Source organism: Nocardioides sp. Root240, from assembly GCF_001428825.1.
Lineage (GTDB): Bacteria > Actinomycetota > Actinomycetes > Propionibacteriales > Nocardioidaceae > Nocardioides.
Genome location: NZ_LMIT01000009.1, coordinates 195475 through 215734, shown reverse-complemented (window position 1 = coordinate 215734; position 20260 = coordinate 195475). Strand labels below are relative to the sequence as shown.

Below are 20260 nucleotides of genomic sequence, written 5' to 3'. Positions count from 1 at the left end.
CGCAGCATTCCTCAGATCAGCGAACCCTCACCGTCGTCGTCCGCAGGGCTGTGGGGACGATGGCGTTGCCGAGGAAGCGGACGGCGACGTTCCAGACGCCCGGCGTGCGCGCCACCTTCACCGACGCCTTGCCGTCGACCAGGGTGACCGTGCGCATCCAGCTGCCGATGCCGATCCGGACACGTCCCGTGACCGGCGCCATTCCCCGGGCCGTGACATCGACGTTGACGATCGCCTTGCCTCCACGCGAGGCGGCGCCGACCTGGATCCAGGCGCGGCTGCGCACGGGGCCGTTCGTCGTGGCCGTCGAGCTCAGCGGAACGTAGTTCTTGCGCGTCAGGTTGACCTGGACCGAGATCCGGGAGGCGACGTCGTCGTCCCCGAGCCGGTACGTCGGCGCCACCGCACCTTCGATCGGGACGCCGTCGCGCAGCCACTGGTACGACGGCGTGGCGTCCGCCGGCGTGAAGACCCCCGAGCGGACCGTGAGCGTCTCCCCGATGGTCCGTCTCCCGAGCACCGCGAACGCGCGGCTGGTCTCGATCGTGCCGACCATGACCTTGCCCGCGACCACGCGCGGACCGCTGGCGGCGGTGTAGCCGGCGCGGCGGGCGACGGCGACCACGCTGATCTCGCGCCCGACGAGGTCCTGCGTCAGTGTCAGCGTCTCGGTGGCGTTGACGATCCGCTTGCCGTCGGCGTACCAGCGCCAGGCCATCGCCTGCGGCTCCGGGCTCCAGGTGCCGGGCTGCGCGGTCAGCACGTCGTCGACGAAGAGGGTCCCGTCGACGGTCGGCGTCGCCTGGAGGGCGAAGGTGCCGGGGACGACCGCGGCCGTCGGAGCCGACACCTGGGTCGCCGGGGTGAAGCCGGACCGGGCCGCCTGCACCTTGACGGTGATCTTCTTCTCGCGGTCCGCGCCCTTCGGCACGTAGGTCCTGGTCCGCACCCCGGTCGTCCTGCCGTCGGCGAACCACTCGTAGGTGTAGCTGGTCGGCGCGCCGACCCACGTGCCGTTGGACGTGGTCAGCGTCTGGCCCACGGCGGGCTTGCCGGTGATCGCCGGCGCGGCCTTCGGGGTCAGGGTCTTGTCGACGAAGTGGATGAAGCCGGTCGGCCACCGACCGCTGTCCTTGGTGATCCGGCGCCAGTGGAAGGTGCCGCCCCAGCTGTCCATCGAGATGATGATCTCGGTCGGGGAGACGACCTTCTCGACGTACCCGACGTGTCCGGCCGAGCCGCTGCCGTTGCTGTAGCGCCCCCACCAGGCGACGGCTCCGACGTTGGGGACCTGGTCGGTGATGTTCTTCATCTGCAAGCCCCACTCGCTCGCATTGCCACCCCCGACCCAGGGACGCGTGGTCGACATGCCGGCCTTGATCATCCGGTAGGCGACGTAGTTGGTGCAGTTGTGGCCCGAGTACATGTTCCAGTACATCCGGCCGCTCACGGCGCCGTACCCGGCGTCGGAGTAGCCGGCGCTGTTGCACCCGCTCCAACCACTGCAGAGATCGGTGACCCCTGCCGATCGGGTCATCGGTGCCTCGACGCGAACCGCGATGCCGACCGCGACCAGGAGGGTCGCGAACAGGGCGCTGGCGGCGACGGACGTCCCCCAGCGCATGACCACGGTCCGGTTGCGCATGACGAACACCATCGGGCACACGAGCCCCAGAACGCAACAAAAACCCCGAAAAACTCACGGTTCACTGGCGTGTCGCGTTGACTTTCGGAAGTTACACCGTTGTCATTCGCCCTCGCTGCCGCGAGTTGTCAGACAATGTGCCCCTGGTGCAAGGATGGGCGCCATGCCCGGCACCAACCTCACCCGCGACGAGGCGGCCACCCGCGCCGCCCTCGTCGACGTGATCTCGTACGTCATCGACCTCGACCTCAGCGACGCGACCCGCGCCGGCGTCGAGACCTTCGGATCGACCACCACACTGACCTTCACCTGTCGCCAGCCCGGCGCGAGCACGTTCGCCGACCTGGTCGACGCGACGATCCACGAGATCACGCTCAACGGCGTCGCGCTCGACCCCGCCACGGCGTACGCCGACAGCCGCATCGCGCTGCCCGACCTCCAGGCCGACAACGTCCTGGTCGTCCGCGCCGACTGCACCTACTCCCACACCGGCGAGGGCCTGCACCACTTCGTCGACCCGGCTGACGACCGGGTCTACCTCTACTCGCAGTTCGAGGTGCCGGACGCCCGCCGCGTCTACACCACCTTCGAGCAGCCCGACCTCAAGGCGCCGTTCACGTTCAACGTGACCGCTCCCGCGCACTGGAAGGTCGTCTCGAACGCCGCCACCCCCGAGCCGACGCCGGTGAGCGACGGCGTGGCGCTATGGGCCTTCCCCGCGACCAAGCCCATGTCGACGTACATCACCGCGGTGGTCGCGGGCGACTACTACGAGGTCCAGGACGTCTACGAGGGCACGTACGGCACGATCCCGCTCGGCCACTACTCCCGCCAGTCGCTCAAGGAGTACCTCGAGCGCGACCGCGAGGAGATCGTCACCCTGACCAAGCAGGGCTTTGAGTTCTTCGAGGACGCCTTCGGCTACCCCTACCCGTTCGGCAAGTACGACCAGCTCTACGTGCCGGAGTACAACATGGGCGCGATGGAGAACGCCGGCTGCGTGACCCTGCGCGACGAGTACCTCCCCCGCTCCCGCCAGCCGCGCTCGTTCTACGAGTTCCGCGCCTCGGTGATCCTGCACGAGATGGCCCACATGTGGTTCGGCGACCTCGTGACCATGAAGTGGTGGGACGACCTGTGGCTCAACGAGTCGTTCGCGGAGTGGGCCTGCTACCACGCCGAGGCGCTCGCGACGTCGTACGACGACGCCTGGACGGGCTTCACCAACGCCCGCAAGCAGACCGGCTACCGCGCCGACTCGCTGCCCTCGACGCACCCGATCGCCGCCGACAACTTCGACCTGCACGCGGTCGAGGTCAACTTCGACATGATCACCTACGCCAAGGGCGCGTCGGTGCTCAAGCAGCTCGTCGCGTGGGTCGGTCTCGACCCGTTCCTGGCCGGGCTCAAGCAGTACTTCCACGACCACGAGTTCTCGAACACCGAGTTCTCCGACCTGCTGACCGCGCTCGAGAAGGCCTCCGGCCGCGAGCTCACCGGCTGGGCGCAGGAGTGGCTGCAGACGGCCGGCACCAACACCCTCTCCCCCGCCTTCGAGCTGACCCCGGAGGGCACCTACGCCTCGTTCGCGATCAACCAGACCGCGCCCGCGGAGCACCCGACGCTGCGGCGGCACCGGGTCGGCGTCGGCTTCTACAACACCGCGGAGGGCCGTCTGGTCCGCACCGACTACGTCGAGGTCGACGTGGAGGGCGCTCGCACCGAGCTCGCCGAGCTGGTCGGCAGGGCCCAGCCCGAGCTGCTGCTGCTCAACGACAACGACCTGGCCTTCGCCAAGATCCGCCTCGACGAGCGCTCCCGCGCGACCGCGGTGGCCCGCCTCTCCGACGTGGACGACTCGCTCGCCCGCGCGCTGATCTGGAGCGCCGCCTGGGACATGACCCGCGACGCCGAGCTCGCCGCGACCGACTACGTCGAGCTGGTACTCGGCAACATCGGCCAGGAGACCGACGCCTGGGGCGTCAGCCGGATCCCGGTGTACGCCGCCCAGGCGGTCACGCTCTACAGCAACCCCGCGGCCCGGCCGGCCCTCGCGGCCCGCTGGGAGCAGGGCCTGCGGGCACTGCTGGAGTCGGCTGCCCCGGGCACCGACCACCAGCTCACCTTCGCCCGCGCGTTCGCCTCGGCGGCGCGCAGCGACGAGGCCGTGGCCGAGGTCGAGGCGCTCCTCGACGGCTCGCTGGTCCTCGAGGGCCTGGCCATCGACCAGGACCTGCGGTGGGGCCTGCTGACCGCCCTGGCGCGCGTCGGGCGCGCCGACGACACCCGGATCGACGCCGAGCTGGCCCAGGACAACACCATCTCCGGCCAGGAGAAGTCCGCTGCCGCACGGGCCGCGATGGGCACCCCCGAGGCCAAGGAGCGCGCCTGGACCCAGGCGCTCCTCGACCCGTCGGTCCCCAACGAGACCCAGCGCAGCGTCGTCCTCGCCTTCTGGCAGGCCGGCCAGGAGGACGTCCTCGCGCCGTACGTCGCGACGTACCTCGACGAGGTCGCCGGCACCTGGGAGCGGCTGGGCGCCCACAAGGCGTCGGTCGCGCTGGAGTTCATCTTCCCGCGCCTGATCGCCACGCAGACCACGCTCGACACCGTCGACGCCTGGCTGGCGGCGAACGCCGACAGCACCAACCCGGGCGCGCTGCGCTACGTGCGCGAGGGACGGGCCGACGTCGCCCGCGCGCTGGCCGCCCAGGCTGCCGACGCGAGGTAGTCCTGAGGTACTCCTCCGGGGACCGCAACGGCCCGGCACCCCTCGGGGTGCCGGGCCGTTCGCGTGGTCCAGGTGGTGCGCGCAGCGCTCAGTCGCGGGCGAGCTCCCCGAGCAGCTCGATGCCGCGGCTGAGGCCGCCGGCGAGGTCGCCCTTGGCGAAGCGCTCGGTCATTGCGGCGACGGCCTGCGCCGACTCGTCGTCGGTGAGCCGCTCACGGACGTGACCGCCGGTGACGATCTCGACGAGGCGCCGGTCGGGGTCGACCATCACCAGCACGCTGCGCGCGGGCAGGACCAGCGTGTTGTGGAGGCTGGTCGCGAACTCCCGCGGCTCGCCGGAGGCGGCGCCGACGAAGACCGAGATCTCCGCACGGCAGGCCTGCTCGGCGTTGCGGATGGTGACGTCGAGCGCGGCGCGCTCGGTCGCGTTGAGGGCAGTGGTGCTCATGGTCGCGGACTACCAGCTGCCGCCGGCGCCGCCGGCCCTGGAGTCCTCGGAGTCCGGCGCGGCCAGCTCGCCGGCGGCCTTGCGCGGGCCGCCGAGCCACTGGTTCTCGGGCTCGAGGGCGTTGGGGCTCAGGTCGGCACCGCGCGCGAGCGCCGGGGCGACGTAGAGCAGCGTGATGACCACGAACACCAGCAGCGGGATGCCGCCCAGGACGAGGAACGCGTGCAGCACGTCGACGTCCGGCTTCGGCTCCCAGCTGCCCGGACGGGGCTCGGGGGTGTCGGCGGAGGCCGCACCTGCGCCGGCCACGACGAGCAGCGCGCTCACCCCGAGGAGGGAGCACAGGGTGAGGAGACGTCGAACAACAGTGCTGGTCACGGGAGGAGGATATCCGCACCGGGCCGTCCGGGGGCAGGAGGTGGCCGCGAACCGGTCACCGGCGGTTTGGGAGACTGTCCGGATGCTTTCGCTCCTCCTCACAGCAAGCGACGCGGTCAGCCCCTGCGCCGACGGCGAGCAGGTGTGCGAGCTGACCTGGGACGTCAGCGGCAACCGCCGGCTCGCGGAGTGGTCCGACGTGCTGATCGGCAAGCCGCTGGCCGTCATCGGCCTGGTCCTGCTCGGCCTCGTGGCCCGCTGGCTGCTGCACCGCGTCGTCGACCGGATCGCCCACCGCGCCGAGCACGGCGTGCTGCCCGAGCGGGTCGAGTCCGCCGTGGCCGCGCGCCGCAAGCAGCGGGCGGCCACCATGGCCGGGCTGCTCAAGAGCATCATCACGTTCGTCCTCTTCGCCGTCATCGGCACGATGGTGCTCAGCGAGATCGGCGTCGACATCGCCCCGATCATCGCCAGCGCCGGCATCATCGGCATCGCGCTCGGCTTCGGCGCCCAGTCGCTGGTCAAGGACTTCCTCGCCGGCATCTTCGTCTTCATCGAGGACCAGTACGGCGTGGGCGACGTGGTCGACGTCGGAGAGGCCAACGGCACCGTCGAGGCCGTCACGCTGCGGATGACGCGGCTGCGCGACATCAACGGCACCGTCTGGTACGTCCCCAACGGCGAGATCGTCCGGGTCGGCAACAAGAGCCAGAACTGGTCGCGCGCGGTGGTCGACGTCGGTGTCGGGTACGGCGAGGACCTGGCCCGCGTGCAGCGGGTCCTGCGCGAGGTCGCCCACGACCTGTGGGAGGACGAGGAGTTCAACGGCCTGATCATCGAGGAGCCCGAGGTCACCGGCGTGGAGATGCTCGCGCCCGACTCGGTGACGATCCGGGTGATGGTGAAGACCGCCCCGCTGGAGCAGTGGGCGGTCGCCCGGGCGCTGCGCCAGCGGATCAAGGCCCGCTTCGACCACGAGGGCATCGAGATCCCGTTCCAGCAGCGGGTCGTGTGGCACCGCGAGGACAAGCGGGCCCATGACGCCCCTCCCCCGCCGGCCGCCACGGGCGACGAGGGATGATGGCTGCGTGACCACCCCGACGGGCGACGAGACCACCTTCTTCGAGGAGATCGGCGGCCTGGAGACCTTCCGGCGCATCGTGGCGAGGTTCTACGAGGGCGTCGCGCAGGACGAGGTGCTGCGGCCGATGTATCCCGAGGAGGACCTCGGCCCGGCCGAGGAGCGCTTCCTGCTGTTCCTCGTCCAGTACTGGGGCGGCCCGACGACGTACTCCGAGCAGCGCGGCCACCCGCGGTTGCGGATGCGACACGCGCCCTTCTCGGTCGACACCGACGCGCGGGACCGCTGGCTCGGCCACTTCCGGGCCGGGCTGGACAGCGTGGAGCTCACTCCCGAGCAGGACGCGCAGTTCTGGGCGTACGTCACGCACGCCGCGAACTTCATGATCAACACCCCGGGCTGAAGTTTTTTCGGCCACGATGTAACGGCACGCCGACCCCGTGACAGGTACAGCACGAGGGGACACCCTCCCCGTCGTGCCCGGGCCCGGTCACGACGGATCGAACTCGAGAGAGAACTGATGACCCGTCCGGACTGGATCGAGACGCTGCGTGCCGAGGTGCGCCCCGCTGATCCGGATCCGGTGCTGCTCGCGCAGCTGACGCAGCTGAGCTCCGGCTCGACCGCGCCGGCCACGCGACCGGGTCGGTCGGCTGGTGCACGGCTTGCGATTGTGCTGGGGGGTGCGATCGCCGTCGGAGCGACCTCGTGGGCAGCGGGCGCCCTGCCCGGAACGGAGTCCCCGTTCCGCCCGGAGGAGCGCGTGACGCAACAGCCGACCGACCCACAACCCGGGGAGGTCCGAACCCCATCTTCGGACGCCCCGGCGTCACCCGGCGAGCCCGATCCGTCGGGCTCGGCGGGTGACGGGACCGACGGGCCGCCCTCGCCGGCCGGCCCGACCTCCGGCTCGCACGCCCCGTCCGGCGCTCCCTCGTCGGTGCCGCCGCGAGGCGATCCACCCGGACAGGTGGAGCTGCCGGAGCTCCCGACACTGCCGAATCTTCCCGACGTCCCGACGGTTCCCGAACCGTCGGGACTCGGTCACGTTCTGAGCCCGAGCGTGCCGGCCGTGCCCAGCCTCGGCACACCTCGTGCGCCCTCTGCTACCGACAGCGACAGCGGCACCCGCCGCTCCCCCCGGCCGCAGGAAGCGTTGGTGGCCCAGGCGCAGTGACGACGGACGATGACGTCGTCGCCGCGGCCAAGCGGGGCGACCCCGATGCATGGCGTGAGCTCTACCGGGCCCACGCCTCCCGGCTTGTCGTCTGGCTGCGCGGTCGCCCCTGTGGCGACGAGGGCCCCGAGGACATCGCGTCCGGCGCCTGGCTGGTGGCCGCCGAGAAGGTCGCCGGGTTCACCGGGACGAGCGACGAGTTCGCCGGCTGGCTGTTCGGCATCGCACGCAACCTGTCGTCGAACGCGCAGCGCCGAGCCGCACGACGCGACCGCATCTCGCTCGGCGACGACGAGCGCACCGCGCCCGGCCCCGAGCACGAGACCGGCGCCGACGACTGGGCCCGGCGCCTGCTCCGCACCCTTCCCGAGCGCGAGCGGGACGTCGTCACCTGCCGTGAGGTGCTGGACATGGACGTGCCGACGACCGCGTCCGCACTGGGGATCAGCGCGGTCGCCGTGCGCGTGGCGCACCACCGGGCGCTCAAGCGACTGCGCCAGGAAATGGAGCGCGAAAAGATTTCCGAGCGGATGTAACACCCCGGTCCGCTGGCTACATGTACCCCGTGAAGGCAGTCCCCTTCTGGGGTGGGGACTGACGTCAGCACCACCGATCAGACAGAGACGAGACATGTCGAACCACCGGACCGAACGGCTCCGCGTCGCCGCGCCGACGCTCGAGCCCGATCCGGTGTTCCTCGGCGTCCTCACCGAGCTCGGTGCGAGCTCGCGTGCGGCCGCCCCCTCGACGGCTCGGTCGGCTGGACTCCGCATGATCGTCGCGACCGCCTCCGTAGGCGTGATCGCGACGGCGACCTGGGCGGCGGGCGCTCCGATCGGGAGGGACACCCCACTGTCCCCCACCGACAGCCCGACCCAGGTGGAGCCCTCCGGACCGCCGAGCCCCGGAAACGTCGGAACCCCACAACCCGACGTTTCCACCTCGCCCGGCAGCCCCCTGTCCCCGGGGCTGCCGGGCAAGTCCACTTCCCGTTCCGACCGTGCGGGCGACGCCCCGCGCCACGGACGGCAGGACGACCGCCCGGGCAAGCACAAGGGCGACGACAAGGGTCACAAGCTCGGCCACGACGACGACCAGGGCGGCACCCGCGACGACGACGCGCCCGGCAACGACCAGCGGCGCCCCGGCCCCGACGACGACAGCCAGCAGGGTGGTCCCGAGGGCGAGGGCCCGGAGGCCAAGGTCGACCCGTCGGGCGACCGCAACGGCTCCGCCGCGCTCCTGCCCTCGACCGACGACCGTGGCAACAGCGGCCACGGCCAGGGCAGCGGCTCCGCCGGCGACCGTGGCCAGGGTCGCGGACACAGAAGGTAAAGAAATCCGTCCGGATCTCACCCCTTTCGGACCGTTCTGAGGTGACAATGGTCGCCGGAGGTCCGCACAGACGCAGGGCGCCGTCGGCAGGCGAGTAGGGGTGGAAGACGTCAGTGCGCGACGACGACGATCGGGTCGCCGCCGCCAAGCGCGGTGAGCCACAGGCGTGGCGCGAGCTGTACCGCGCCCACGCCGGCCGACTCGTGCTCTGGCTCGAGGCGCGGGCGCCCGCCGGCACCGAGTCCCCCGAGGACCTGGCCGCCGCGGCCTGGCTGGTCGCGGCCGAGCGGATCGCCGACTTCCACGGCGACACGGCCGATTTCGGCGGGTGGATCTTCGGCATCGCCCGCAACCACGGCGCCAACGCCTGGCGGCGCTCGACCACCCGCGCCAAGGGCGACGACCTGCTCGGCGCCGAGCTCCCCCGCTCGGTCCCCGGCCCGGAGTGGGAGCTGATCGCGGACGAGTGGGTCCAGCAGGCCCTGGCCGTGCTGCCACCGCGCGAGCGCGACGTGATCGCCTGCCTCGAGGTGCTCGACCTCGACGTCCAGGCGACCGCGCAGGTGCTCGGCATGACGGCGGTCGCGGTCCGGGTGGCCCGGCACCGTGCCCTGCGCCGGCTGCGGTCGAAGCTCGCCGAGCCGGCTGCGGCGGGTCCCGTCGGCGCGACCGAGTGACCATTTGTAGAACACGTTCTACTCTGGGTGCATGACCCTCACCGTGTCCGACGAGGCCCGGGTCCGCACCCTGGTCCTGGACCGTCCCGACGCCCTCAACGCCTTCAACGAGGCCCTGTACGACGCCACCGCGGACGCCCTCCTCGACGCCGCCGCCGACCCGTCGGTCGCCGTCGTGCTGCTGACCGGCTCGGGGCGCGCGTTCAGCGCCGGGACCGACCTGCTCGAGATGCACCGGATGGCCACCGACCCGAGCTTCGAGCGGGGCAAGCACGGCTTCATCGGCCTGATCGACGCACTGGTCGACTTCCCCAAGCCGCTCGTCGTCGCGGTCAACGGGCTGGGGCTGGGCATCGGCGCCACGATCCTCGGCTTCGCCGACCTGGGGTTCATGTCGACAGCGGCGAAGCTGAAGTGCCCGTTCACGTCGCTCGGCGTCGCACCCGAGGCGGCGTCGTCGTACCTCTTCCCGGCGTTGGTGGGCCGGCAGAACGCCGCGTGGGCGCTGCTGTCGGCCGAGTGGATCTCGGCCGAGCAGGCCCGGGAGATGGGCCTGGTCTGGCGGGTGTGCGCGCCCGAGGAGCTGCTCGCCACCGCACGCGAGCACGCCACCCTGCTGGCGCAGCGCCCGATCTCGTCGCTGGTGGCGGTGAAGCGGACCATGACCGAGCCGCACCGCACCGCGATCCGCGAGGCGCGCGACCGCGAGAACGCTGCCTTCGCCGAGCTGATGGGCGGGCCCGCCAACCTGGAGGCGCTCAGCGCCTTCGCCGAGGGCCGCGCCCCCGACTTCACCGGACTGTGACTCGGTCCAGGATTCGGTCCGGGGTCAGGCCGATTCCGCCAGCGATCCACCGAGCGCCGCGATGATCGCCTCGCGATAGCCCGGAGGCGGCGTGACCGACGTCTGGGTCGCCGCGTCGAAGAACACCAGCACGTTGCGCGAGCGGGCCAGGACCTGCTCGCCGTCGACGATCTCGGCGTCGATGACCATCGACTTGTTGCCCATGCGGGTGACGACCGACCAGCTGTCGTACGGCGTCGCGCGCAGGGTGATCGGGGCGACGTACTCCATGTCGGTCTGCGCGACGACGACGTTGATGCGCGGGAACTCCCGCAGCGCCTCGCGCAACCGGCCGAAGACCGCGATCCGCGACTCCTGGAAGTACTCGAAGTACATGACGTTGTTGACGTGGCGGTAGATGTCGAGGTCGGAGAAGCGCACGTGCACCGGGAAGTGCGCGGCCGGGTCGTCGCGCGGGACGTCGACCTGCACCGGGCGGCAGCGCTCCCCCAGCTCGGCGTACGGTGCCAGGGCCGTGCGCTCGGCGTCGCTGATCCGGCGCGGCGCACCCGTCTCGATCATGAACGGCGCCAGCACGGTCCGGGCGCGGACGTAGACCACCCGCCCGCCGTCCTCGGTGTCGTGGAAGATCTCGTGGTCGAGCGTGAAGCTTCCGGCGCGGATCTCGGTCACCCACGACTCGATCGACACCGCGGTGCTGCGGAAGAGCAGCGGCGCCAGGAAGGTGACCTGGTGGCGCACCACGACGTAGCCGCCCTCGGGCCGCTCGACACCGGCCGCGTTCAGGCAGGCCCGCAGCAGGGCGCTGCGCGCCTCCTGGAGGTAGTCGACGTACCGGACGTTGTTGACGTGACCGAGCATGTCGACGTCGGCCCAGCGCAGGGGGCATTCATAACGGTGCCGCACGACGAGCATGGTTCCACGCCCCGGGCCCGCGGCGGTCCACCGACCACGTCCTGAGGAGCGGGACTGTGGCGTCCGCCACCACTGCAACCTGTTCCACTCCTTGCCTACTAGTCTGTGCTGGTTCCGAAACCCCGCTCACCGAGGAGTGCCCATGCCTGAGGCCGTCATCGTTTCCGCTGCCCGTACGCCGATCGGGCGCGCCAACAAGGGGTCGCTGAAGGACTTCCGCCCCGACGACCTCACCGCGTTCATCGCGCAGGCCGCCCTCGACAAGGTCCCCGCCCTGGACCCGAAGGACGTCGACGACTTCTACCTCGGTGTCGGCCTGCCCGGCGGCGAGGCCGGCAACAACATGGCCCGCATCGTCACGACGCTGATGGGCACCGAGATCCCCGGCGCCACGATCACCCGCTACTGCTCCTCGTCGGTGCAGACCTCGCGGATGGCCTTCCACGCGATCAAGGCGGGCGAGGGCGACGTGTTCATCTCCGCCGGCGTCGAGACGGTGTCGCGCTTCCAGTTCGGCACGTCCGACCACATCCCGAACACCAAGAACCCGCTCTTCGCCGACGCCCAGCAGCGCACCGAGAAGTACGCCGAGGGCGGCCAGGTCTGGCACGACCCGCGCGAGGACGGCCTGCTGCCGGACATCTACATCGCGATGGGCCAGACCGCTGAGAACGTCGCGAGCATCCGCGGCCTCAAGCGCGAGGACCTCGACGCCTTCGGCGCCCGCTCGCAGAACCTCGCCGAGAAGGCCATCAACGACGGCTTCTGGGAGCGCGAGATCACCCCGGTGACCCTCGCCGACGGCACGGTCGTCTCGAAGGACGACGGCCCGCGCGCGGGCGTCACCTACGAGGCCCTCTCGCAGCTGCAGCCGGTCTTCCGCCCCGACGGTGTCGTCACCGCGGGCAACTGCTGCGCCCTCAACGACGGCGCCGCCGCGGTCGTCATCATGTCCGACACCAAGGCCGCCGAGCTGGGCCTGACCCCGCTCGCCCGCATCGTGTCGACCGGCGTCTCCGGCCTCTCCCCCGAGATCATGGGCCTCGGCCCGGTCGAGGCGACCCGCAACGCGCTCAAGTACGCCAACATGACCATCGACGACATCGACCTCGCCGAGATCAACGAGGCCTTCGCCGCGCAGGTGCTGCCCTCCGCCGAGGACCTCGGCATCCCGATCGAGAAGCTCAACGTCAACGGCGGCGCGATCGCCGTCGGTCACCCCTTCGGCATGACCGGCGCGCGCCTGCAGAACACGCTGATCAACTCGCTGCAGTGGCACGACAAGTCCACCGGCCTGATCACCATGTGCGTCGGTGGCGGCCAGGGCATGGCGATGATCCTGGAGCGCCTCAGCTGAGCTGAGCGCACTCTGTCTGTCGGCGGCGGGCCGTACGTTTCGGTGCAGGAGCATCGACGTGCGGCCCGCGGCCGTTCTCGATGCCGCTGACTTCCACCACCACCTCCGTGCTGAGCGGGCACCCGCGCGTCCTGATGCGCCACGACCTCCGGTGAGGGGTCACCGGAACGCCGCCGGACACGTCCTAGACTGAGGCGATGAGCACCGCGGAGCCACGCTGGCTCGACCAGGAGCAGCAGCGCGCTTGGCGGTCGTTCCTGCTCGGCACCACGCTGTTGCTGGACCGGATCGACGAGGACCTCCGCCGCGACCACGGCCTCTCCGCCGTCGAGTACGAGATCCTCGTGCGGCTCTCCGAGGCCGAGGGCCGGATGCGGATGGCGCAGCTGGCGGCCTCGCTCGCCCACAGCCGCAGCCGCGTGACGCACACGGTGAAGCGGATGGAGAACGCCGGGCTCGTCGAGCGCACCGGCTCCCCCGAGGACGGCCGCGGCGTGGTCTGCCGGCTCACTGACAAGGGCAGTGCGACGCTCCGTACCGCGGCGCCCAGCCACGTCGAGACGGTCCGCCAGTCGCTGATCGACCTCGTCGACCCGTGCGACCTGCAGGCCCTGGACCGCGTGATGAACGCGGTGTGCGACCAGCTGATCGCGGACCACCCGGAGCGCGAGCTGCGCTGAGCCTCTGCCCCGGGGCCGAGGAGCGCCCGCCATGCGCAGGGCAGCGAGCGCCCCGACGGCTCAGTCGCGCGTGAGGCGGCGGTGGGTGACGCGGTGGGGACGGGCGGCCTCGAGGCCGAGGCGCTCGATCTTGTTCTCCTCGTAGGAGGCGAAGTTGCCCTCGAACCAGAACCACTCACCCTCGCTGTCCTCGGTGCCCTCCCAGGCGAGGATGTGGGTGGCGATGCGGTCGAGGAACCACCGGTCGTGGGAGGTGACCACGGCGCAGCCCGGGAAGTCGAGCAGGGCGTCCTCGAGCGAGGACAGCGTCTCGACGTCGAGGTCGTTGGTGGGCTCGTCGAGCAGCAGCATGTTGCCGCCCTGCTTGAGGGTCAGCGCGAGGTTGAGGCGGTTGCGCTCACCACCGGAGAGGACGCCGGCCTTCTTCTGCTGGTCGGGGCCCTTGAAGCCGAACGAGGCGACGTAGGCGCGACTGTTCATCTCGAAGTTGGCGACCTTGATGAAGTCCAGGCCGTCGGAGACGACCTCCCAGACGTTCTTGTTGGGGTCGATGCCGCCACGGCTCTGGTCGACGTAGGAGATCTTGACCGTCTGGCCGACCGTGAGCTTGCCGGAGTCGGGCTGCTCGCCACCGGTGATCATGCGGAACAGCGTGGTCTTGCCGACGCCGTTGGGGCCGACGACACCGACGATGCCCGCGCGCGGCAGCGTGAACGAGATGTCGTCCCACAGGACGCGGCCCTCGAAGCCCTTGGTGAGGTGCTCGGCCTCGAGGACGATGTCACCGAGGCGCGGGCCCGGCGGGATGTTGATGTCGGCGGCGTCGATCTTGCGGGCCTTGTCGGCCTCGGCAGCCATCTCCTCGTAGCGCGCAAGACGCGACTTGGACTTGGTCTGGCGCGCCTTGGCGTTGGAGCGCACCCACTCCAGCTCCTTCTCCAGCATCTTGGCGCGCTTGGCGTCCTTGGCGCCCTCGACCTTGAGGCGCTCCTTCTTGGTCTCGAGGTACGTCGAGTAGTTGCCCTCGTAGCCGTGGATCGAGCCGCGGTCGACCTCGGCGATCCACTCGGCGACGTTGTCGAGGAAGTACCGGTCGTGGGTGACGGCCAGGACGGCGCCGGGGTAGCTCTTGAGGTGGCCCTCGAGCCACTGGACCGACTCGGCGTCCAGGTGGTTGGTGGGCTCGTCGAGGAGCAGCAGGTCGGGCTGCTGGAGGAGCAGCTTGCACAGTGCGACACGGCGACGCTCACCACCGGAGAGGTTGTCGACGAGCGCGTCCGACGGCGGGCACCGCAGGGCGTCCATCGCCTGCTCGAGGCGGCTGTCGAGGTCCCAGGCGTTGATGTTGTCGAGCTCGGTCTGCAGCTCGCCGGTCTCGGCCATCAGGGCGTCCTGGTCGGCGTCGGGGTCGCCCATCTCCATGTAGGCGTCCTCGAGGCGCTTCATCTTCGCCTTGATGTCGGCGACGGCCTCCTCGACGTTCTCCAGGACCGTCTTGCCCTCGGTCAGCGGCGGCTCCTGCTGGAGCATGCCGACCGTGGCGTCGGGGTCGCGCACGATGTCGCCGTTGTTGGGCACGTCGAGCCCGGCCATCAGCTTGAGCAGCGACGACTTGCCCATGCCGTTCGGGCCGACGACACCGATCTTCGCCCCGTGGAGGAACGAGAGGGTCACGTTGTCGAGGACGACCTTGTCGCCATGGGCCTTGCGAACGTTGCGCAGGGAGAGGACGTATTCAGCCACCCCCCAAGCCTAGAGCCACCGGTGGATGCCGTTGCGAGCGGCTCCTGGCGGGTGCGATCGCAAGGCGCGGACGCGACGGCGGTCTGGGCGCACCGTCGAGCGGCCGCAACGCCGCGAGCGTGCCTGCCAGGGGCCGCGCAGTAGGTAGCCATCGGTGGGTCTGGGCTTGTTACGCAGCGGCCACGGCACCGCCGTGGCCGGGGTCGGCCGCCGAGCCGCTCGCGGCAGGGGCCTTGACGAAGCTCGCCGTGCCGCGGTTGAGGTCGTGGCCGATGCTGAACGCCTCGATCTCGGTCGCGACCACCTCGACGCCGGCCTTGTTGACGTAGGTGCGGTGGTTGAGCCGGCCGTGGACGATCACCGCGTCGCCCTGCCGCAGCGACTCAGCCCCGTGGGCGGCCAGCCGGCGCCAGGCGCTCACGCCGTACCACTGGGTCTCGCTGTCGACCCAGGCCCCCGTGGTGCGGTTGAAGTGGCTCGGGGTGCAGCCGACCCGGAAGTTCAGCACCGGCACGCCACTGACCTCGCGGGCCATCGGCACGCCCGCGATCCAGCCGTGCACCGTCACGATCGTCTCGTTGGCCATCGGTCCTCCTCATCTCGTGCCGGTCGCCCCTGCGGCCGGTCGAGGACCAGTGCACGCGACAGGGCCGACGCAGCACGACGAGCGCGGTCCGGCCTGGGGACAGCGGACAGGCGGATCCCCGGGTGTGGAGACGCGGTGGCCGCCCCTGCGCCCCGAGGGGCGCAGGAGGCAGCAGGGAGAGGTCAGGCGCGGGCCGTGGCGATGCCGCGGCGGAAGGCGGCGTACGCGGCGAGCTCCTTGCTCACCGGCTGGGTCACCTCGGCCTCGACGACCTGGTGGACCACCGCACGCAGCCGTTCGTCGGCCTCCTCGGCGCGCGTGCGCGCGAGGCCGCCGACCAGGGAGCGGCCGACGACGGCGAGCACCAGCCCGAGGACCAGCCCGGCGACGGCGAGCACCGCCGGCAGCGGGAAGCCGGCGACCTGGGTGAGGTCGTCCGTCGTACCGCGCACGGCGGCGTAGCCCCACCAGCCGAGACCGCCGACGAGGGCGATCAGGAGCAGCCAGTGCAGCAGGCGCACCAGGTTGAGCCAGAACGGGAGCCGGCCGCCGAGGTCGACCTTGCCGAGCTCACGGTCGAGCTTGTCGGCGACCTCGGCCAGGCGGCCGGTGGCGGCGGCGCGGACCGTCGGCGCCCAGCCGGCACCGACGCCCTCGCTCGCCTCGTCGGCGAGGGCACGCACCGAGGTGTCGACGGTGGCCCGGTCGACGGGCGCGACCTGGGGGGCGGCGTCGAGCGCGGCGACCTCCGGGTCGGCCCGGCCGGCGAGCAGCAGCGGCGGCCAGGCGACCGCGCTGCGGGCGCGGGAGCCCAGCGTGCGCTCGATGCCGTCGACCACGGCCGAGATGCCGGCGGCGTCGGCCACCCGGCCCTCGAGGTCGTCGTAGCGCTGCGCCGGCAGCTCGCGAGCGGGCGTGCTTCCCGCGGCACCCTCGAGCCGGCCCGCAGCGGCGGCGATGTCGGCCTCGACGCGGGCGGTCGTGCTGTGCTTGTCCTTGACCCGACGCTGGATCTCGGCACGGAGCTCGGCCATGCCGATGCCCTCCTTGGCCGAGATCGCCAGCACGGGTACGTCGGGCAGGCCGTCCTCGGCCAGCAGCCGGCGGACGTCGTCGACCATCGCCTGTCGACGCTCGGCCGGGACCGTGTCGATGTGGTTCAGGGCCACCAGCATCACGCCCTGGTGGGTCGCCAGCGGCTTGAAGTAGCGGTCGTGGACCGCGGCGTCGGCGTACTTCTGCGGGTCCAGGATCCAGACCATCAGGTCGGCGACCGCGACGAGGCGGTCGACCTCGAGGTGGTGGGCGACCTCGGTCGAGTCGTGGTCGGGCAGGTCCAGCAGCACGACGCCGTCGAACGAGCTGTCCTCGCGGCGGCTGTCGAGCATCGAGTCGCGCATGGTCTGGTGGCGCGGCGGGATGCCGATCCAGTCGAGCAGCTCCTCGGCGCCCTGGCTCCCCCACACCACCGCAGTGGCCCAGGAGGTCGTGGGCCGGCGGATGCCGACCGAGGAGAGCTCGAGACCGGTGAGCGCGTTGTAGGTCGACGACTTGCCGGAGCCGGTCGCGCCGGCGATCGCGACGACCGTGTGCCGCGCCGAGAGCTTCAGGCGGCCCGTCGCGCGGTCCGCCGCGGCGGCCACCTCGTCGAGGATCGCGTCGGGCACCCGGCCACGCGCCGCGGTGACCGCGTCGCCGAGGCCGGAGAGCCGGTCACCGACCGGGGTGCCTCGCGTCGCGAGGTCGCCCAGGTCGGGAGCTGCCGTCTCGAGAGCGTCCGTCACAGGTGTCCACCCGTTCCCTTCTTGGCCGCGGCGAACCGCAGGTCGTCCACACGCCGCGCCGCCTGGCGCAGCTGGTCGGCCGCATCGGGCTTCAGCTCCCACTGCGCCGCCGGCGCGAGGTAGCGAGCCCGTTCGGCGCCCATCAGTGCCGTCAACCGCCGGGTCAGCGTGCCGCGGGCCTGGTCGATCACCCGCGTGGTCGCGGCGTCGCCGAGGATCGTCTCGAGCAGGGAGCGCCCGAGGCGCACCGACTCGGCGGCCTGGCCGCGCGGCTGGTCACCGGCCAGCGCCACGACGGCGAGGGTCACCGAGAGTCCCCGGACGCCGAGCGCCAGGAAGCGCGCGCTGTGCCGGGCGTCGCCGGCCTCGTGGCGCACGAACTCCTGGAGCTCGTCGAGCCAGCCGCGGACCTCCTGCTCGGTGCGCGAGCGCAGCCCGCGCCCGGCCCGGGTGAGGTCGTCGGTCGTCGAGGCGAGCAGCGCCTCGCCGTACTCCTGCGTGCGCCACTCGCGCGAGGCCGTCTCGGCGGCGCGCTCGGCGTGGTCGGCGACGAGTGCCTCGAGGGCCATCTCGACGGCGAGCGCGACGCGCTCGGCCTGCTGCGGCTTGCCCTTGATCGCATTGACGAGGCGCTCGCGGACGAAGCCGACCTTGGCCTCGAGCGAGCGGACCAGCTCGCCGCTGCCGACGAACTCCTGCCAGCGCGCGAGCAGGTCGCCGCGCAGCAGCGTGCCGTCGGCACCGGCCGCGACGAGCGCGGCCTCGGTGTCGTCGTAGACCTTGTCGGCGGCGGCCAGCAGGCCGCCGACCGCACCCACCTGCAGGGCGGCGGCGTCGGCGATCGGGAACGCCTTGCGGGTCACCGTGCGCACCGCGCCGGCGACCGTCTGGTTGACCACGTCGCGGCGGGCGGCAGCGTCGGCGGCGAGCGCCTCGAGCCAGGCCCGGATCTCCCCGGCGTACGACGCCGGCAGCAGCCCGTCGTCGGTGACCGTGCCCTGGGCGACCGCGAAGAGCGGGCTGTCCTTGAGGCCACGGGCCGCCATCATGCGGGCGAGGTGGACCGAGACCGTCTGCACGTCCTCGGCAGGGGTGCGGCTGAGGACCAGCGCGACGGCGGTGTTGCGGTCGACGGCGACCTTCAGGTGGTCCCACGGGACCTGGTCGGAGTAGCGCGCGGCCGAGGTCACGAAGAGCCAGAGGTCGGCAGCGGCCAGCAGCTGCGTCGCCAGCTCGCGGTTGCGCTCGTCGACGGAGTCGACGTCGGGCGCGTCGAGGATCGCCAGGCCACGCGGGACCTGGGCGCTCGCGACGAGCTGGATCGCGGACTGGTCGTTGGTGGCCTGGCTGACCCGCGAGAGCTCGGGGAGCAGCCGGTCGGCGCCGAACCAGCGCACGTCGTCCGGGTGGTGCACCAGGACGGGCGAGCGGGTCGTCGGGCGGAGCAGGCCGGGCGTGGTGACCTTGTGGCCGACGATCGTGTTGACGAGGGTCGACTTGCCGGCGCCGGTGGAGCCACCGACGACCACCAGCATCGGCGCCTCGATCTCGGTCAGCCGCGGGATGATGTAGTCCTCGAGCTGCTCGATGATGTGGTCGCGGCCCACGCGCAGCGCACTCACGCCGGGCAGGTCGAGCGGCAGCGGAGCCGCCTTGAGGGAGCCGTGCAGGCGCACCACCTCGGTCAGCATCCGGCCGCCGAGGCCGTCACCGCCGAGGTCGGCATCCGTGAGGATCTGGTGTCCGGGGGTCATCGCTGGGGTACCACCTGTCCGGGGAACGCGATCCGAGGCCGGGCTGCCTGGATGCGACCGAGAAAGTCCTGTCCACGCGCCTGCCAGTCACGCGGTGCGGTGCCGCGCAGCAGACGGTGGTGCAGGTAGCCGAGCTCGATGGCCGCCTGCTGGTAGTCGCGCATCGCACGCTCGGCGGCGGGTCCGCCCTGGCGCCGCGCATGCCGGCGCGCCGCACGACGCGCCCGCAGGTCGACGACCCAGCCGATGTCGGTGGCCGGGAGCAGGCCGCGGTCGGCGGCATCGGTGAGCGCCATCCGCAGCACGTGCGCCTCGGTCTCGCGTGCCCACCACGCCAGCGCGACCATCCCGATGAAGGCCGGGGCCATGATCACGACGTAGACGACGGCGAAGCCGCCGAGGCCGAAGACCGAGGAGCCGTTCCAGATACCGTGTGCCAGCACGGCGAGGAGGTACCCACCGACCGGCGCGATCCAACGCACCGCGCGGCTGCGGCTCGCGACGGCCAGGCCGATGCCGACACCGGTGAACGCGGTGAAGAGCGGGTGGGCGAACGGGCTGAAGAGGCAGCGCATCACGAACGTGCCGGTCACCGCCTCGACGCCGCCCGGGCCCACGCCGTCGGTGCCGTTCCAGGCCGCGACGAGGTAGAGGATGTTCTCGGTGAACGCGAAGCCGACGCCGACCATGCCGGCGTAGACGATGCCGTCGAGGATGCCGTCGACCTCGGCCCGGCGCCACCAGAGCAGCAGCACGAGGAAGAGGCCCTTGCTGGCCTCCTCGACGACCGGGGCCGCGACCGCCAGCGAGGCGTTGTCCGTGATCGGTACGACGAGCCCGCCGACACCCTGGATGACCAGCGCCGCCATGGTCGCCACGAAGGCGCCCCAGGCCAGCCCGGAGACCAGCAGGATTCGCGGCTCCGGCTCGTAGCGGTCCAGCCAGAGGTACGCCGCCAGCACCGGCCCCACGGGCAGTGCCGCCAGGCCCGTGGCGAGCAGCGTGGCACCGGGCGCACCCGACAGGGCGAGCACGAGCAGGGTCAGCAGTGCCCCGACCGTCACCGCCACGGTCACGACGACCGTGAAGGCAACGCTGTTACGAGGGCCCGCTGACATGTGCGGAAGCCTATCGGGAGGCGTCCGTCAACCCCTGATCGGCAAA

General features: G+C 71.7%; 18 protein-coding genes. 9 read left to right on the top strand and 9 right to left on the bottom strand.

Annotation, left to right across the window (positions count from 1 at the left end):
- Nucleotides 1-16: 16 nt before the first annotated feature.
- Nucleotides 17-1645, bottom strand: a complete 1629-nt coding sequence (locus tag ASE20_RS09015; protein WP_162260992.1) for a CHAP domain-containing protein — start codon at nucleotides 1643-1645, stop codon at nucleotides 17-19.
- Between the two features lie 163 nt (nucleotides 1646-1808).
- On the opposite strand from ASE20_RS09015, the gene pepN reads away from it, so the two are divergent.
- On the top strand, nucleotides 1809-4376 hold the full coding sequence (gene pepN, locus ASE20_RS09010; protein WP_056894227.1) for an aminopeptidase N: 2568 nt from the start codon (nucleotides 1809-1811) through the stop codon (nucleotides 4374-4376).
- A gap of 88 nt (nucleotides 4377-4464) precedes the next feature.
- Here pepN and ASE20_RS09005 read toward each other — a convergent pair whose 3' ends face one another.
- The gene (locus tag ASE20_RS09005) at nucleotides 4465-4824 is read right to left on the bottom strand and encodes a DUF5130 family protein (protein ID WP_056894226.1); all 360 of its coding nucleotides are present in this window, start codon (nucleotides 4822-4824) and stop codon (nucleotides 4465-4467) included.
- A 9-nt stretch (nucleotides 4825-4833) separates the two neighbouring features.
- On the bottom strand, nucleotides 4834-5202 hold the full coding sequence (locus ASE20_RS09000; RefSeq protein WP_157538411.1) for a hypothetical protein: 369 nt from the start codon (nucleotides 5200-5202) through the stop codon (nucleotides 4834-4836).
- Nucleotides 5203-5284: 82 nt separating this feature from the next.
- On the opposite strand from ASE20_RS09000, the gene ASE20_RS08995 reads away from it, so the two are divergent.
- The 6 genes from ASE20_RS08995 to ASE20_RS08970 all read left to right on the top strand — a co-directional run bounded on the left by ASE20_RS08995 (nucleotide 5285) and on the right by ASE20_RS08970 (nucleotide 10277).
- The gene (locus ASE20_RS08995) at nucleotides 5285-6283 is read left to right on the top strand and encodes a mechanosensitive ion channel family protein (protein ID WP_082612275.1); all 999 of its coding nucleotides are present in this window, start codon (nucleotides 5285-5287) and stop codon (nucleotides 6281-6283) included.
- A 7-nt stretch (nucleotides 6284-6290) separates the two neighbouring features.
- Nucleotides 6291-6686 carry a globin gene (locus tag ASE20_RS08990; protein ID WP_056894224.1) on the top strand — a complete coding sequence of 132 codons (396 nt, stop codon included), beginning with the start codon at nucleotides 6291-6293 and terminating at the stop codon, nucleotides 6684-6686.
- Between the two features lie 770 nt (nucleotides 6687-7456).
- Nucleotides 7457-7996, top strand: a complete 540-nt coding sequence (locus ASE20_RS08985; protein WP_056894223.1) for an RNA polymerase sigma factor — start codon at nucleotides 7457-7459, stop codon at nucleotides 7994-7996.
- Nucleotides 7997-8090: 94 nt separating this feature from the next.
- Nucleotides 8091-8795: a hypothetical protein gene (locus ASE20_RS08980; protein WP_056894222.1), complete on the top strand. Its 705-nt coding sequence runs from the start codon at nucleotides 8091-8093 to the stop codon at nucleotides 8793-8795.
- A gap of 113 nt (nucleotides 8796-8908) precedes the next feature.
- Nucleotides 8909-9472, top strand: coding sequence for an RNA polymerase sigma factor (locus tag ASE20_RS08975; RefSeq protein WP_056894221.1), 564 nt, complete (start codon nucleotides 8909-8911; stop codon nucleotides 9470-9472).
- A gap of 31 nt (nucleotides 9473-9503) precedes the next feature.
- On the top strand, nucleotides 9504-10277 hold the full coding sequence (locus ASE20_RS08970) for an enoyl-CoA hydratase/isomerase family protein (RefSeq protein ID WP_056894220.1): 774 nt from the start codon (nucleotides 9504-9506) through the stop codon (nucleotides 10275-10277).
- 24 nt (nucleotides 10278-10301) lie between these two features.
- Here the strand turns inward: ASE20_RS08970 and ASE20_RS08965 are convergent, their stop codons facing one another.
- Nucleotides 10302-11192, bottom strand: a complete 891-nt coding sequence (locus ASE20_RS08965) for an acyl-CoA thioesterase (RefSeq protein WP_225869031.1) — start codon at nucleotides 11190-11192, stop codon at nucleotides 10302-10304.
- A 142-nt stretch (nucleotides 11193-11334) separates the two neighbouring features.
- On the opposite strand from ASE20_RS08965, the gene ASE20_RS08960 reads away from it, so the two are divergent.
- Nucleotides 11335-12549, top strand: coding sequence for an acetyl-CoA C-acetyltransferase (locus ASE20_RS08960; RefSeq protein WP_056894219.1), 1215 nt, complete (start codon nucleotides 11335-11337; stop codon nucleotides 12547-12549).
- A gap of 197 nt (nucleotides 12550-12746) precedes the next feature.
- Entirely contained in the window at nucleotides 12747-13229 is a 483-nt protein-coding gene (locus ASE20_RS08955) for a MarR family winged helix-turn-helix transcriptional regulator (RefSeq protein ID WP_056894218.1), read from the top strand.
- Nucleotides 13230-13289: 60 nt separating this feature from the next.
- Here the strand turns inward: ASE20_RS08955 and ettA are convergent, their stop codons facing one another.
- The 5 genes from ettA to ASE20_RS08930 all read right to left on the bottom strand — a co-directional run bounded on the left by ettA (nucleotide 13290) and on the right by ASE20_RS08930 (nucleotide 20214).
- Nucleotides 13290-14972 (bottom strand): energy-dependent translational throttle protein EttA, encoded by a 1683-nt coding sequence (gene ettA / locus ASE20_RS08950; protein ID WP_056894217.1) that lies wholly within the window; start codon nucleotides 14970-14972, stop codon nucleotides 13290-13292.
- A 169-nt stretch (nucleotides 14973-15141) separates the two neighbouring features.
- The gene (locus ASE20_RS08945; protein WP_056894216.1) at nucleotides 15142-15558 is read right to left on the bottom strand and encodes a single-stranded DNA-binding protein; all 417 of its coding nucleotides are present in this window, start codon (nucleotides 15556-15558) and stop codon (nucleotides 15142-15144) included.
- Between the two features lie 182 nt (nucleotides 15559-15740).
- Nucleotides 15741-17342, bottom strand: coding sequence for a GTPase (locus tag ASE20_RS08940; protein ID WP_225869032.1), 1602 nt, complete (start codon nucleotides 17340-17342; stop codon nucleotides 15741-15743).
- The gene (locus ASE20_RS08935) at nucleotides 17339-19096 is read right to left on the bottom strand and encodes a dynamin family protein (protein ID WP_225869033.1); all 1758 of its coding nucleotides are present in this window, start codon (nucleotides 19094-19096) and stop codon (nucleotides 17339-17341) included. The genes ASE20_RS08940 and ASE20_RS08935 overlap by 4 nt, the downstream gene beginning before the upstream one ends.
- The gene (locus ASE20_RS08930; RefSeq protein ID WP_056894215.1) at nucleotides 19093-20214 is read right to left on the bottom strand and encodes a PrsW family intramembrane metalloprotease; all 1122 of its coding nucleotides are present in this window, start codon (nucleotides 20212-20214) and stop codon (nucleotides 19093-19095) included. Before ASE20_RS08930 ends, ASE20_RS08935 begins: the two co-directional genes overlap by 4 nt.
- Nucleotides 20215-20260 lie beyond the last annotated feature (46 nt).